Source organism: Pseudoalteromonas sp. SK18 (assembly GCF_001974855.1).
Taxonomy (GTDB): Bacteria; Pseudomonadota; Gammaproteobacteria; order Enterobacterales; family Alteromonadaceae; genus Pseudoalteromonas.
In genome coordinates, this window is record NZ_MTQB01000014.1 from 92,714 (window position 1) to 106,868 (window position 14,155).

18 protein-coding genes and 1 pseudogene are annotated in these 14,155 nt (G+C 38.4%); 5 read left to right on the top strand and 14 right to left on the bottom strand.

The features are described from left to right. Positions 1–17: 17 nt before the first annotated feature. The 5 genes from BW139_RS11705 to dapA form a co-directional block, all read right to left on the bottom strand. Positions 18–263 (bottom strand): acyl carrier protein, encoded by a 246-nt coding sequence (locus tag BW139_RS11705; RefSeq protein WP_004586477.1) that lies wholly within the window; start codon positions 261–263, stop codon positions 18–20. Between the two features lie 22 nt (positions 264–285). Continuing rightward, positions 286–543: a phosphopantetheine-binding protein gene (locus BW139_RS11710; protein ID WP_076919779.1), complete on the bottom strand. Its 258-nt coding sequence runs from the start codon at positions 541–543 to the stop codon at positions 286–288. Then, positions 540–1,325, bottom strand: a complete 786-nt coding sequence (locus tag BW139_RS11715) for a 1-acyl-sn-glycerol-3-phosphate acyltransferase (RefSeq protein ID WP_076919780.1) — start codon at positions 1,323–1,325, stop codon at positions 540–542. The genes BW139_RS11710 and BW139_RS11715 overlap by 4 nt, the downstream gene beginning before the upstream one ends. Continuing rightward, on the bottom strand, positions 1,318–2,013 hold the full coding sequence (locus tag BW139_RS11720; RefSeq protein ID WP_076919781.1) for a beta-ketoacyl synthase chain length factor: 696 nt from the start codon (positions 2,011–2,013) through the stop codon (positions 1,318–1,320). Before BW139_RS11720 ends, BW139_RS11715 begins: the two co-directional genes overlap by 8 nt. 119 nt (positions 2,014–2,132) lie before the next feature. Further along, complete coding sequence (gene dapA, locus BW139_RS11725; RefSeq protein WP_076919782.1) at positions 2,133–3,050, bottom strand: 4-hydroxy-tetrahydrodipicolinate synthase; 918 nt, start codon at positions 3,048–3,050, stop codon at positions 2,133–2,135. 172 nt (positions 3,051–3,222) lie between these two features. Between dapA and BW139_RS11730 the strand changes: the two genes are divergently transcribed. After that, a complete protein-coding gene (locus BW139_RS11730) occupies positions 3,223–3,876 on the top strand; it encodes a DUF6058 family natural product biosynthesis protein (RefSeq protein ID WP_076919783.1) in 654 nt (217 codons plus the stop codon). Positions 3,877–3,913: 37 nt separating this feature from the next. Here the strand turns inward: BW139_RS11730 and BW139_RS11735 are convergent, their stop codons facing one another. Continuing rightward, on the bottom strand, positions 3,914–4,201 hold the full coding sequence (locus tag BW139_RS11735; protein WP_076919784.1) for a putative quinol monooxygenase: 288 nt from the start codon (positions 4,199–4,201) through the stop codon (positions 3,914–3,916). A gap of 66 nt (positions 4,202–4,267) precedes the next feature. Continuing rightward, positions 4,268–5,083, bottom strand: a complete 816-nt coding sequence (gene dkgB / locus BW139_RS11740) for a 2,5-didehydrogluconate reductase DkgB (protein ID WP_076919785.1) — start codon at positions 5,081–5,083, stop codon at positions 4,268–4,270. A gap of 323 nt (positions 5,084–5,406) precedes the next feature. Between dkgB and BW139_RS11745 the strand changes: the two genes are divergently transcribed. Next, positions 5,407–6,447 carry a metal-dependent hydrolase gene (locus BW139_RS11745; RefSeq protein WP_076919786.1) on the top strand — a complete coding sequence of 347 codons (1,041 nt, stop codon included), beginning with the start codon at positions 5,407–5,409 and terminating at the stop codon, positions 6,445–6,447. Positions 6,448–6,791: 344 nt separating this feature from the next. On the opposite strand, the gene BW139_RS11750 is transcribed toward BW139_RS11745, so the two are convergent. From BW139_RS11750 to BW139_RS11760, 3 genes are all read right to left on the bottom strand, one after another. Further along, positions 6,792–7,700 carry a GGDEF domain-containing protein gene (locus tag BW139_RS11750; protein WP_076919787.1) on the bottom strand — a complete coding sequence of 303 codons (909 nt, stop codon included), beginning with the start codon at positions 7,698–7,700 and terminating at the stop codon, positions 6,792–6,794. A gap of 5 nt (positions 7,701–7,705) precedes the next feature. After that, positions 7,706–8,512, bottom strand: a complete 807-nt coding sequence (locus tag BW139_RS11755) for an alpha/beta fold hydrolase (protein ID WP_076919788.1) — start codon at positions 8,510–8,512, stop codon at positions 7,706–7,708. Between the two features lie 277 nt (positions 8,513–8,789). After that, positions 8,790–9,059: a hypothetical protein gene (locus BW139_RS11760; RefSeq protein WP_076919789.1), complete on the bottom strand. Its 270-nt coding sequence runs from the start codon at positions 9,057–9,059 to the stop codon at positions 8,790–8,792. A 233-nt stretch (positions 9,060–9,292) separates the two neighbouring features. Here BW139_RS11760 and BW139_RS11765 point away from each other — a divergent pair, with 233 nt between their 5' ends. Next, positions 9,293–9,559, top strand: a complete 267-nt coding sequence (locus tag BW139_RS11765) for a type B 50S ribosomal protein L31 (protein ID WP_008463845.1) — start codon at positions 9,293–9,295, stop codon at positions 9,557–9,559. Continuing rightward, entirely contained in the window at positions 9,556–9,690 is a 135-nt protein-coding gene (gene ykgO, locus BW139_RS11770) for a type B 50S ribosomal protein L36 (RefSeq protein WP_008463843.1), read from the top strand. The genes BW139_RS11765 and ykgO overlap by 4 nt, the downstream gene beginning before the upstream one ends. Before the next feature lie 57 nt (positions 9,691–9,747). On the opposite strand, the gene BW139_RS11775 is transcribed toward ykgO, so the two are convergent. Then, positions 9,748–10,134: an OsmC family protein gene (locus BW139_RS11775; protein ID WP_008463841.1), complete on the bottom strand. Its 387-nt coding sequence runs from the start codon at positions 10,132–10,134 to the stop codon at positions 9,748–9,750. A gap of 9 nt (positions 10,135–10,143) precedes the next feature. After that, positions 10,144–10,533 (bottom strand): cytochrome b562, encoded by a 390-nt coding sequence (locus BW139_RS11780; protein WP_054201221.1) that lies wholly within the window; start codon positions 10,531–10,533, stop codon positions 10,144–10,146. A gap of 133 nt (positions 10,534–10,666) precedes the next feature. On the opposite strand from BW139_RS11780, the gene BW139_RS11785 reads away from it, so the two are divergent. Further along, the gene (locus tag BW139_RS11785) at positions 10,667–11,749 is read left to right on the top strand and encodes an ABC transporter substrate-binding protein (protein WP_076919790.1); all 1,083 of its coding nucleotides are present in this window, start codon (positions 10,667–10,669) and stop codon (positions 11,747–11,749) included. A gap of 76 nt (positions 11,750–11,825) precedes the next feature. Here the strand turns inward: BW139_RS11785 and BW139_RS11790 are convergent, their stop codons facing one another. Together BW139_RS11790 and BW139_RS11795 are read right to left on the bottom strand one after the other, a co-directional pair. Further along, on the bottom strand, positions 11,826–13,604 hold the full coding sequence (locus tag BW139_RS11790) for an alpha-amylase family glycosyl hydrolase (RefSeq protein ID WP_076919791.1): 1,779 nt from the start codon (positions 13,602–13,604) through the stop codon (positions 11,826–11,828). Positions 13,605–13,624: 20 nt separating this feature from the next. After that, positions 13,625–14,035, bottom strand: a pseudogene (locus BW139_RS11795) (glycosyl transferase); the annotation flags it as partial. Positions 14,036–14,155 lie beyond the last annotated feature (120 nt).

The following is a 14,155-nucleotide window of genomic DNA, read 5'->3' on the forward strand; positions in this document are numbered from 1 at the left end:
AAATGCCTTAAACATGCTTATTTAACGAGCTTTTCTATTTCAGATACAACATCTTGCACAGTGCGAACTTGTTTAAATGCGTCAGGCTCAATTTTCTTACCTGTAATTTCACGTAACTTAACAACTAAATCTACAGCGTCGATACTGTCTAAGTCTAAATCTTCGTACAGGTTAGCTTCTAAAGAGATATCTTCAGCATCTATTTCAAATTCATTTTCTAAAATGCCGTGTAATACATCATAAATTTCAGCAGCGGTTTTCATTATTATTCCTAGTGTGTGTTAATTAAGTATGTGATTGTTCTATAAATTGCGCTAAAGAGTTAACACTCGCAAAATGCGCTCTAGTTTGTTCTGAATTTGCATCAATTTTTACGTCAAATTCTTTTTTGATAGCAAGCCCGAGTTCTAGCGCATCTATGCTATCTAGCCCTAAACCGTCTACAAATAATGGCTCGTCGTCTTTTATATCGGCAGTGGTCATATCTTCAAGATCTAGGCTCGAAATAATCAATTGTTTAATTTGTTGTTTTAATTCACTCATATATAGCTAAGCTCTTTTGTAAAGTATTGTTGTAAGCCTTTCGTAAGCAAGCGAGACTGTATTGCAGGTATGTCGCTTGTATAAATAATATCGCTTTTGAAAGAATGTGGTGCTAGTTGCATAGAAAAATGCGCTTGGTATGGGGCTACTCTGTACCAAGGTGTCCCTTTAGTTAACGTGTTAGGTTTCATTTTAATCAATACGGTTGTTATAGGAGCATGACATCTAAGGGCTATATTTGCAGCCCCCCTTTTAAATTTAAGCGTATTATGAGGTACTGAACGTGTTCCCTCAGGAAAAACAATTAAGTTATTCCCTCTTTTTAGTGTTTGTTCGCATTCCTTTAATAGTTCTTGCGGGTCTTCATTGCTTATATAACCTGTACTTTTTATCACACCACGCATAAAAGGGTTTGTAAAAAGGTGTGCTTTTACAACGCAATCAACATTTTTAATGACCGATATAAGTACCACAACATCAATAAGTGATGGGTGATTAGCCAAAACAAGCTCGCCTTTCAAATTAGCTAAATGGGCTTTATCTTTTATATGAAAACGGATAGCGCCACTGTGATGCATTAAACCGACAAAAAATTTAAAACTATAATGCACTACCGTACGCGCATTTTCTTTTTGTTTTACAGGACAGCGTTGAAAAAAACGTTGAACAGGGAATATAAGTAACGCTAAAAATAGACCACCTAAACCAAATAAACTAAAACAAAGGCCAGTGGCTATAATACGCCAAATAAGGCCTATTACTCTTATTGTTGTGTTAAACATAGTGGCTTAGCAACCAACCATTAGCACTGGCGCTTTGTTTGTTAAACATTGCTTTTGCGCACTCTAAACTTAAAGGAGTAGTTGAATGCCCACAATTATTAGCCGCCTGTCTGGTTAGACTAAAATGAGCTTCATTTTCTGTAGCTAATCGCATAACTAACGCAATAGAATGAGTTATTTGTTTCTCATCAGCAAATGTCGTGTAGGGATCAGGAAGTGATTCATCAGTATGAACAACTAATATATGTGTTTGCTTAAACTCTACTAACTTTATGTATGCTTCTATTAAAGCGCAAGCAAAGCTATCCTTACCCGCTGCTATAGCAATCATAGGTTGGGTGTTACCACTAATAATACTGTACATCCCAATAGCAGCATTATGCACACTTAAGCCAAAGCCTGTTGGTGATAAGGGCAGTTGCTCTGCGAGGTCACCTAGTAAGTTAGCTGTTTTATGAAAATCGCCATGTCGTGACGAAAAAACAACAGGCATATTTTCATACGGTTTTTCATTTGTAACCTGGTACGCACTATGTAAAACCATTTTCACAAATGGCGTCATCCTTCTGCGCTGCATTGCAGTTACCCAGCTTAATGTTATTGGTGATGAGTCATACCAATCTTCAAAGAGGGCTTGTCGCTGTTCAGGCTTAATCCATGTAGCGAGTTCTTCAACAACAAATTTCACAAATAAACGTTATTTAGTAAGTAAAAGGCAGGGAATTTTACCGATATTAGTCATAAAAGTAAAATAATCATTAAATAAATGCCAGCACTTAACAGATATTCAGTGCTGGCTCATATAACTTATGAAATAGAAACAATATCTCCTTGTTTAATACATTTTGCTTCCGTGCCAACTATATCATCAACATTAAGCTGATTAATTAGCGTTTCACCTTGTTGCTGTTGCTCATCGTTAAGCGGCACGTAAGGCATTCTAAACACAGGTTTTACCGCGCCGGTCATGATCATCGCAGTGTTAATCGCAATTGGGTTTGGCTCGCAAAACAGCCAGTTCATTAATGGTTGTAATGAGTTATTAAGCGCATCATTTTTACTATCCATTAATTGACGGAACAAACCCGGGATCAGGTTAGACGTAACTGAAATAACACCATGTGCTTTATGGATATGGCGTGCATCGTGTGCTTCATCATCATTACCAGACCAACATGCAATACCTTGTTGTTCATAGTGCGCTATACGCTCATTGCCACCACATTCTTTAACACCAATAAAGTGCTCATGCTGGGCCAGTGGTTCAATAATATCAGGGGTGAGGTCTTGACCTGTGCGCCCTGCTACGTTGTAAATAAACGCCGGACCAATATCAAGCACGCGTTTAAAGTGCTCTTTAACACCGGCAATTGATGTCCGCCCGTAGTAAGGGTTAATTTGCAATGAGGCATGCATGCCGCTGGCAAAACCATATCTTGTTGCTTTAATTGCTTCGCGCGTATTATTACTTCCGGTGTTACCTACAATCAGTAATTTATCACCAAATTTATTGGCACTGTGCGCAATTAGCATTAAATGCTCTTCCCAGTTCATTAACTGGCCTTCACCGGTGGTGCCACCAACAACTATGCCGTCAACACCCGCTGCAATTTGTATTTCAACGAGTTCATCATACTTTGCAAGATCGATTTCACCATTGGCTAAGTAAGGTGTTTTAATTGCAGTAATAAGGCTTGCTTGTTTAATTTGTTCTAGGGTGCGCATAAAAAAATCATTGTTATTAATACTTGGCCTATTTGTACCATATTTACCGCGCTATTTGCAGTGATAGCCAGTATTTAATTATAAAATGGCTTGTGTTATTGGGTTTGATGATACAAAATAAATAACTGTATAAATAAACAGTATTTTGTTTTTTACTATTAAGCGAGCCACTATGCGTTTATCTGACTATTTAAGCACTCACTTTTATCACACTGATGAGTTATGCCAAGCACTCAACATAGACACTGAAACTCTTGAAAATTGGCAAGCTCAAAGCATTTTTCCTAAGCCAAGTTATTGCATTAAAAACCAGATGAGTTGCAGCTCTTACTCAGGCTTATATGAGTGTGAAGAATACGACGATTATTATCCTCGTGGCTGCGTAAACTGGGGGCAAGGAGTTATAAAACAAAAAATTGAGTCATCTAATCAAGCGTTTAATTTGTTTGCCCAGCACTATACCCAATGCTTAGCTAAGCTTGCACAGCAAGGCTTTATATTTAACGAAGAGCTGTTTGGCTGTGAAATAGAAGAGCATTTACAGCAAGTGTGGCAACAATTTCTATGCAGCAAATATGGGGTGCTTACACAAAATGGCTTAATTGATGAAATTGTGGCTGTGGATATTGGCAGATTATTAGTAGACGATATAACCGAGCTGCGCAGCAAAGCCAGTTTAGATAAGGATGAGCGCACCCGCATTCACCCTGCCATGAAGCTTTTAAATAAAGCGCTAAGCCATGGCGCCGATCACGAAAAGCAACTCACATTACGAAGCCGCTATATTGATGCCCTTATTTTAAAATACGATTTATCGATTAAATAAAGGTTACAACTCCTACTTGGCTATTAGCTTTGTGCTGTTAACCAATGGTTTTATACACATCAATATTAGTAGAGGTAATAAATGTACCTACTGCATCACCAAAGGCTTTAAAGTGAGGTGCGTTTTTATTGGCTTCGAAATGCTCAGTAGACGCCCATTGCTCACTCACTAAATAGGTGGTTTGCTCAGAATCGTTTTTAACTGATAGCTCGTAACGCAGGCAGCCTACTTCTTGCCGCGAATACTGTTGTAAGTTTTCGAGCTCGGTTAAAAGGCGCTCTGCATCGCTATTTTCGCTCGATAGTGTGGCAATTACCGTTAACATGGGTGTTCCTTGTTTAAAAAATAAAGGTGCAGCTTTACTGCACCTGTTTTAGCTTTAGCTCTTTGGTTATTGATCCCACTGCGGTGCAAAGTCTGGCGATGCTTGGCGGTCGTTACAGTCAAGGCCATCTATACGCGCTATGTCTTCATCATCAAGTTTAACTTTGTCGTTAAAGTTATCTTCTAAGTTTTTACGCTTGGTCGATGATGGAATGGTGGTCATGCCATTGGCATTTTCCCATGCAATAACCACTTGCGCTGGCGTTGCATCGTGCTTGTTAGCAATATCAATAATGGTTTGATCTGTTAATACCTTACCCACAACAAATGGCATATAGGCGGTAACATGAATTTTATGTTGATCGCAAAAAGCGCGCAGTTTAGTGTTGGTTAAATATGGATGTACCTCAATTTGATTAGTGAATATTTCGCGAGGATCTAAGGTTTGCATTGCCTCATTTAAGTTGGCAATGGTGAAGTTAGATACACCAATATGTTTAGTTAACCCCAGCTTTTTAGTTAACAGTAGCTCGGTTAAATATACACTCATGGGTTCATTATTTGCGGGCGCTGGCCAGTGAATTAACAATAGGTCGACATAATCAAGCTTTAACTTCTCTAAAGATGTTTTAACACTGTCAACAAAGTCAGCTTTGTTGAGCTTGTTATTCCATACTTTGGTGGTTATAAATAATTCTTCACGAGGAATATTGCTGTCTTTAATTGCTTGGCCAACTTGCTCTTCATTGCCATATATTTGCGCGGTATCAATGTGGCGAAATCCAACTTCTAACGCCATTTTTACTGATTCATACGCTGTTTTACCTTCTAAACGAAAAGTACCCATACCTAAATCTGGCATTTCAATTACACGTTGTGTCATAGCTTTATCCTTGTTTCATAATAGGTTTAAAATTCAAACGATGTGTTTACTAAATACACCTATTACTTTTTTGATTTAAAATTTTGACCTCATGTGAATACTGAGGTCATTCATTTTTATTTCAAGACTAACCTATATGAGTACGGCTTTATTTATGCAAAACTGCATACTTTTTGATTATATGTAAGTAAGGAAAAATTTATAAATTAGGGTGTTTATTACATCAATTTTAAAAGTAACTTAATGAAATAAAATATAACAATGACGGTTTTCAGATTAATATCAGTATAAACACTGCAGTTTTATTATTTAGATGAGGTAGTATGGACTCTTTAACACAAATCGCATTAGGCAGTGCCGTAGGCTACGCGGTACTGGGCAATAAAGTAGGTCGAAAAGCCGTGGCGTGGGGCGCTATTTTAGGCACTTTACCCGATCTAGATGTATTTTTACCCTATGGCGGTAGTGTAGAGGCATTTACCTATCATCGCGGTTTTAGCCATTCTTTATTTGTGCATTTATTAATAAGCCCGCTGATTGTGTGGCTAATATTAAAAATACACACAGGCATGCAGGCCTATAAAGTTCGTTGGTTTTGGTTGGTGTTTTTGTGCTTATCAACACATGCTTTATTAGATTCACTCACCGTTTATGGTACTCAGCTAATGTGGCCCTTAAGTGAATACCCTTTTGCGGTATCCAGCATGTTTATTATTGACCCCCTTTACACCTTGCCGTTATTAATTGGCTTAGCTTTTACTTTATTACCTAAAATAAGCACAAGTAAAGCCTATAAAATCAATGCAATTACACTTAGCTTAAGTACAGCCTATTTATGCCTCGCCTTTGTGTTTAAACTCAATATTGACGACACAGTAAAAACAGCACTGAACAATCGCGATATTGACGCAACCGGCTATATTAGTACGCCTGCCCCGCTCACTACTTTACTTTGGCGTGTAGTGGTGATGTCTGACGGTCACTACTACGAGGGTTACGCCTCCGTGTTTGACTCGCCCAGTGATGTAACCTTAAATGCCTACAATACAACACCGTCTTTAATTAAGCCTATTGACAACCAATGGGGCATACAAAGGCTACAATGGTTTACAAAAGGGTTTTATTCTATTCGCCAGCAAACCGATAACGTGATTTTGTCAGATTTAAGAATGGGTATGGAATGCCAATATGTATTTAACTTTGTGGTAGGTGAGCAAGCTGACTCGGGTATTAAAGTGGGTAGTTTTGAGCGACTCTCTCAGCGCCCTAGTTTTAGTAATGCCGGTAATATTTGGCAGCGAATTTGGCAACCTGAAGTCTCGCTGGCATCTCCATTGGCTAAAAATAACTGCTCGTTGCCATAATTAAGGGTTAAGCGAGCGCAGTCTTTAGATAAAGAGCCAAACAACATTGTTGCTTAATCACTCGAATAGGGTCTGTTGACCTTTCAAGGTTATATTTGCAGCAGTCTGTTTGGTATTTAGGCAAGGCAGAGCCTATGTAGTGTGGTTATTCCCCATAAATAAGCGATAACGCAGCATCAATGCCAAACAGGGGCTGCCCGAAGGGTTCTGCCTAGGGGCAATTTACTCTTTGTTGCTCGGTTTTTACTTAGCCCACTAGGTTACAAACCTCGCGTCGCGATTAAACCGCCCCTAGTTTGAACAAATTTTAATCCGCAAAGGTCAACAGACCCTAGTAACATGAATTAAGAATGCATGTAAGTGGTGTTTTTGCCGTTTGCCTTAGCCTGATAAACAGCGTTATCAGCATGCTTAAACAGTTCAGTAAACGTGCTGTCACTATCACTCATACATGCACCAATACTGACTGTTAGCCCTTCACTACCTACTTTAATTTCAGCAATTAGTTGGTGTAGTCTTTGGCAAAATATTAAGGTATCTGCGCTATGGGTGTCGGGTAACATAATTAAAAACTCTTCCCCACCATAACGCGCAACTAAATCAGTTTGTCTGCTTATTTTTTTAAGACATTGGCCTAGCTCTTTTAGCACCCTGTCGCCCTGTAAATGCCCATAGGTATCGTTGATCTGTTTAAAATTATCAATATCAATTACTAAAAGTGCAACTGAGCGGTGTGTTCTTTTTGCTTGTTCGAGTAATAAAACACTGCGGTAATCCATTTCACGTCGGTTTAATAGCGATGTTAGCTCATCGGTAGACGCTAAAGATTGCAAGCGCTCGGTTTGTGCTTCTAGCTTTTCCCGTGTGTTTATCAACTCATCGTAGAGCTTATCTCGCTGCGTAGCATTAAAAAAGCTCCAGTATATATACCCTTTTTCATCAAGCTGTGCATTAACGGTAACTGCAATCCGCTCCCCTTGAGCACTGAGCATAATTAACTGCATTTCTTGGCATTGCTTTTCGTGCAGTAAGGTAGGAAGCACATAGCTTTGTAAAAATATTTTTGAAGATTTAGTTAAAATTTTATCAAAATACTTACCCAGTAACTCATTGCAATGCCAGTGTAATTCCTTTTTAAAATAAGTATTTACATAAACAATCACGTTATCCGCATTGGTCACCAATGCGCCATTTAAAAAGTAATCAGCAGAGAAATCCGCAACCTTATTATTATCTAATTGATACAGTGGCATTACGGCTAACTCACAAAATCAATAATCGAACGGCCGACTGTTTCTGGATGAGTCATATGAATACAATGACCATGTGCGCTTATAACTTGGAGCGTCGCGTTAGGTATTTCATTTGCGATAAATTCGCCTACAGATGGCGCGGCTAAAGCATCGTGTTCACTTTGTAAAACTAATGATGGCTGTTTTATATGTTTAAGCGTCGCGCGATAATCAGATAAAAAAGTGGCTTCTGCAAAGGTTTTTGCAATCAGTGGATCGGTTGAACAAAAGCTTCCCGATAGTTCCGCTATAAATTCATCAGGGTGAGAACTCCCCATAACTAAAGGTGCTAAGTAATTGGCCCAGCCAATGTAATTTTTATCCATCAGGTTAAGTAGTTCGTGCAAGTCTTGTTTTTCAAACCCGCCAAAATAATCAGGGGGTAAATTTAAAAAGCACGGTGAAGGACAAATCATAACTAGCTGAGCAAATAACTCTGGCTGCTCAATGGCGGCAAGTGCTCCAATTGTTGCGCTAACAGAGTGACCAATAAAAGTCACATCGCTAAGATCAAGTGCGTCACATATCTCAAGTACATCTTTGGCATAGCCATCAAGGGTTGAATAACGCTTTTTGTTGTATTGAGAAATATCAGACTTACCAGAGCCTACATAATCAAACAGCACTAAAGTAAAATGTTGCTCAAGCACTGGAGTAACAAACCGCCACATATTTTGGTCACAACCAAATCCGTGAGCCAAAACCAAGGTTTTATCACCCTTGCCAATTATTTTGACGTTGTTTCTTTTGCGTATTTCATTTAAGTGCGGCATTAGAATGATCCTTTTCTTTGTTCACCCAATAATAGTAGTATATTTATTAAACATAGTGAGGACTACTGTTTATATAAATAAGTTTAACTCATTGCAAAGCTTTATACATCAATTAGTTAGATGAAAAATCATCAAGAGAAAAAGTACATACTATTGTATTAAAAAGTGTGATTATTTATTTTGCTTAGGGATAAAAACACACACTTTTGTTAACATTAAATTACATCCTTAGCAGCCGGCATCAGCTTAAATAAAATGGCAATTACAACCCAATGGATTAGTTTTGGTTCTCGTACTGCCCACGATAAACTTCAAATACTTTTAATACGGTGTGTTGTTCTTTTGAAAGTGAGTCAAACCAATCATCAAATAATTCATCATCTTCTTGTTCGCTTAATGCTAAATAATGAGCAAGTAATTCAATGATATCGTTATGAGAACATGCGAGTGGGTCAACTTGTTTTGCCAATACACTATGATCGCGCTCTCTGAGAGTGTCCATGACTCCTTGGTCGATTTGGTCTTGTTGTGCCTGAGCGTCACTCATAAAACTACCTCTATTAACGTTATTAAATTTTTATTATTTTTGTTCGCTGAGTCTAGTTATAGCAGCCTAAATACTAATAGCCAGTACTTTTGATCTAAGTGCTTATTTTTTGACTAGTTTGTGCAAATACGCAGCAATTACGCTGCGTTTAAGGCTATTTAAAATGATTTGCAAAGGGAAAATAAATACGTTAAATTAAATGATATACTATCACATAACATTAAAGGCATTTTATGAAGCCCAATATTCACCCTGATTACCATGTGGTTGCTTTTCATGATACTGCAGCTGATTCTTACTTTATTATTGGTTCAACCATTAAAACCAATCGCACCATAGAAATTGAGGGTAAAACATACCCTTATGTTCCTATTGATGTCTCAAGTGACTCACATCCATTTTATACCGGCAAACAAAAAACGCTTGCTACTGATGGCCGCGTTGCGCAATTTAATCGTCGCTTTAAAAACCTCTCTACAGCTAAAAAGGAAAGCAAATGAAAGTTTTAAGCTCATTAAAAAGTGCAAAACAACGACCTGATTGTCAAATTGTAAAGCGCAAAGGGCGAGTGTTCGTGATATGTAAAAACAACCCTAGATTTAAAGCCGTGCAGGGTATGAAGAAAAAATAGTGGGATAAATAATAATGCCGAGTTTATACCCGGCATTATTAAGGTCTGTTTAACTGTTTATTTAACTACAACAGAAAACTCAGGCACTGCTTGAATTACTTTTTTAACAGTACATGTATTTACCGCAGCAATCAGTGCTTTTTTATATTTAGCAGGGAAACCTTCTGGCAAGCCAATTTCGATTGAAAAAAGCTTCTTACCGTTTTCATCTACATTTTCGTTATTTTGTGTCAGTGTCATCCCTTCAGTCGAGATCTCTCTTTGCTGACAAAATTTACGCGCATAAAAACCAGCACACAACACCATGCTTACTAAAAAATAGTCAAACGGTTCTGGATGCTCAGCATCACCACCGGCGTTTATGCTTTGATCGCTTATCACTTCATGCTCACCAAACTTAGCACTTAATTTTTGACCGTCTAACATTGAAACCGAAATTTCCATTACTAATCCTTATTTTCCAAACAATAATTCAAAAAAGCCTGGAGGCTCGTGTAATTCGTGATATTTTTTGCGCAAATTATCAATCGCCTTAAGTGGTTTTTTTGCCGACTCAAGCCCCTGCTCGTTCGCTACTTTTTTGGCTAACTGGGCTTGAATCAGCACCTTATCTAACCCTTGCACCGACTTTTCAGCTTCTTTATAAAACTTGGCTTGCTTACTTTGCTCTATCAATTTAATAAATTCATCGATAGCGCCATTAAATTCTGCTAACTGGGTTGCTTCAACACTTTGTTTATAAGCAAGCCCAATGTTTTTCATGGTCTTTTCTAAGTCGCTCATTTCATTTGCGGCAACTGTTTGACTAAATATTAATACCATTAACAACAAAACTGCTTTCATTAATACATCCTAAAAAATAATTGTTGCATACATACTAAACTTACTGAGGTATTATATAGCATAACGCCTAGATGTCACACGGAGCACTTTAGCAAGGATAAAATTGAGCTTTAAAAAGTTTATAGAGAAATGTATGTCCTTTTTTAAATTATACCGCCTACTAACGATTACCTGCCTACTATTAGTTAGTTATAATGCTCATGCTCTAGAGATCAGATTTATTAATCCGGGTTTTTCCGACTCTGTTGATTCAAAAAATAATAACACCGGAAATTTTTGGTTTGATGTTTCTAAAATCATGCAAAATGCAGCCACTGATTTAGATGTGACATTAACGATAAAATACGCCAACCGAAATCATATTTTAATGAAAGAGCTGATCCAGCAGGCTATAAATGACAAACCCGATTACCTGATCCTCGTAAACGAAAAAAATGTCACCAGTAAATACCTCTCTATAATAGACAGTAAGAATGTCCCTATTTACTTTTTATTAAATCGCCCCTCGCCTGCGTCACTTGATAAGTTACGCAAAAATGGCACTAATATAGTCGGTAGTATTACCCCAAATAATCGCGTTGCAGGCAAATTATTAATGCAAGAGCTTTATAATACATTTTCTAAAAAAACAAAAGCACAAGCACATACCCTAGCGTTATTAGGCGATTATGCAACGCCTGCTTCTATTATGCGTACCCAAGGGTTAATGGATTTTTTAGCGCAAACGCCGCAAGTTACTTTAATCGCTAAAGAGGTTGCCAATTGGTCTGAACAAGAAGGGTTTACAAAAACTTTGGCGTATATGCATCAAGCCCCTGAAATTAAAATTATTTGGTGTGCAAATGACGCCATTGCTTTTGGCGCAAAAAGGGCATTAAAGCAACTAAACAAGCAATCGCAAGTTATTGTGGGTGGTATTAACTGGGAGGTTCCACCTAATAATGGTTCAGAGCTTGATGTATCTATAGGAGGTCATGTTTTGTTAGGTGCTTATGCTCTGGTTAATCTGTTCGACAACCATACGCAACCAAAACTTAGTCCTTTGCTTCATCGTTCAGCTGATATTTTTGACCCACTTACTGATGAAAACACCCCCTTATATAAGGCGATAAATACAACAGGTCTAGCAGAAATAAACTTTATACAGTTTAGTAAAACACGCGCTGACTGGCATGAATTTACCATAGAGAATTTACTGTTAGCGCTTGAGAAGTAGCACTGTAAAGCCCCTTTACAGTGCTATGCCCTTATTTAAAACTCTGAACGCATTTTGCCTACCATAATAAATGTCCCTATGCCTTATTGGATAACCAAAGCGTTTTATAGGGTGCTAACTGCATGGTTTGTTCGGATTCATCGAGTGTTGTATTAGAAATTAGCTCAACCCATTGCTGGGTATTTATTAAGTTTAAGTCGGCTAAGGTTAAGCTTTGTGGCTGACTGCTAATATTATAAACACAAAAAATACTTTGTTGGCGATCTATACTTTGTCGCCAAAAACCAAATAACCCCTCCCCTAAATGCAAAGTAAATTGTGTGGCATTAGGATGGAATGCAGCTTGCCTTTTACGCACTGCTAATAATTGTTTTATTCCCTTGAACACCTGGTGATGATGGCTGTATTTTTCTTCAATTGCCGCTAATAATTTTGACTCTTGCCAACGATGACGATTAATTGCACGATTGTGCTGCGAATTTTCAAAGCGCTCATAGTCATTAGTGGTGCCAAGTAAACTATGTATATATAGCCCCGGAATTCCTTCCATTGCAAACATAATGGCATGGGCACACAAAAAACGCTCAAGGCCATATTTATCTGCACCATTATGCGTCCCTTGTAAGGCATCAAACAAGGCAATATTTAGCTCATAGGGGGTATGTGTACCATCGTGACTGGTGCGCATTGAAACACGCCCCCCAAATTGCATGGTCGTACTTACTAACGAAGCAACTTCACTCGGTTGTAATAACCCTTCAATTGGCCTCAAACCAATGCCATCATGTGATGCAATAAAATTAAAATATGCGGTACCGTTTTGCGCTGGCGGCATGCTCATCATCCAGTGCTTAAGCGCGGTACTATCGCCGCTAAGTAAGGTATGCAATAACAACGGCGGCAAGGCAAAGTTGTAAATTGCATGGGCTTCGTTGGCATTACCAAAGTACGATAGGTTTTCTTGATTAGGAATATTGGTCTCGGTAATAATCACCACACTGGGCTCGGCATGCTCAATCAGCGTTCGCAGTAAACGCACCACTTCATGGGTTTGCGGTAAGTTTATACAACTGGTATTGAGTTGTTTCCATAAAAATGCCACGGCATCAAGGCGAAACAAGCGAATACCGTTATCTAAATAATGGCGAATAATGCCAACAAACTCTTTTAATACCTCAGGGTTTTCAAAATTAAAATCCACCTGATCATGACTAAATGTACACCATACATGCTTATCACCGCTTGCTGTGGCTACCGTATGTAATAATGGCGAGGTTCGTGGGCGCACGACTTGGCTTAAATCGTCAGTTAAACTAGCTGTTTTAAAATAGTCTTTCCCTGGGTGTGTATCGGTTAAAAAGTTTTCAAACCAAAGACTTCGGCTAGAACAATGATTAATCACTAAATCCGCCATCAGTTTTACATCTTTTGCAATCGCGTTAATGTCTTGCCAATCGCCCAGCGCTTCATTAACTTGCGCATAGTTCATTACCGCAAACCCTTCATCTGAGCTATACGGATAAAAAGGTAAAATGTGCAGCGCATTAAGCTGATGATCGCACTGCTCTTTTATAAAGCGGTGCAAGGTTTTTAACGGCGCCTCTAAGGGAGTTCCAACTGCTAACTCACTGTCTTCATGATTTATAATAGAATCGCCATAGGCAATTAACACAATATCTTGTTCATCCCAGCGATTAGTGTGCGGGGTAGGATCACGAAGTGGGTTATCACCTAAAATTAAGGTGATTAATTCCTCAGCCAATTCGCTTACTGCTATCGGTAACTCAACCCCTTGATAAATAGTATGTAAATGTTGTTCGACTCGTTGAAAAAACTGTTCCCTAACTATGTCCACAGGCGCCTCGTTTAATGATGTTAACTGTATTGCTCGTTATCTAGTTCTACGGCTTCTTTTAAACGCTCTAGTACATCGGGCATTGCCGAGGCCACACGGTTCCAACTCGGCACAAATGGCGCTTCCATTGGGTTTTCTAAAAAGTGTTGGCCTGCATTCATAATATTTTGCGCAAACATTTCTACCGCTTTTTCTTCTTGGTGAATATCAAGTGTTAAGCCATTCATTAACGCATCATTATGATAGGTTTCAATAAAGTCTAAACCAATGCGGTAATAAGTCGCTTTTAATGAACGTATGGTTTCGCTGGTAAAAGTAACCCCCTGAGTCGCTAACTTTCTAAATAGTGCTTTGGTTATATCAATCGACATTTTAGAAAGGCCAGCTGTTTGGTCGTCCAACGATAATTCTTGGTGTTTATGATTGTAGTGGCATAGTTAATTTGGCCACCCATTAAGAAAGAAATGTTATGCTAATAAGCATACAAATTTGGGTGAAAAAATGACGAAATTAAAACGCGCAACGTATTCTGCGGCAATCAAATTAGAAAC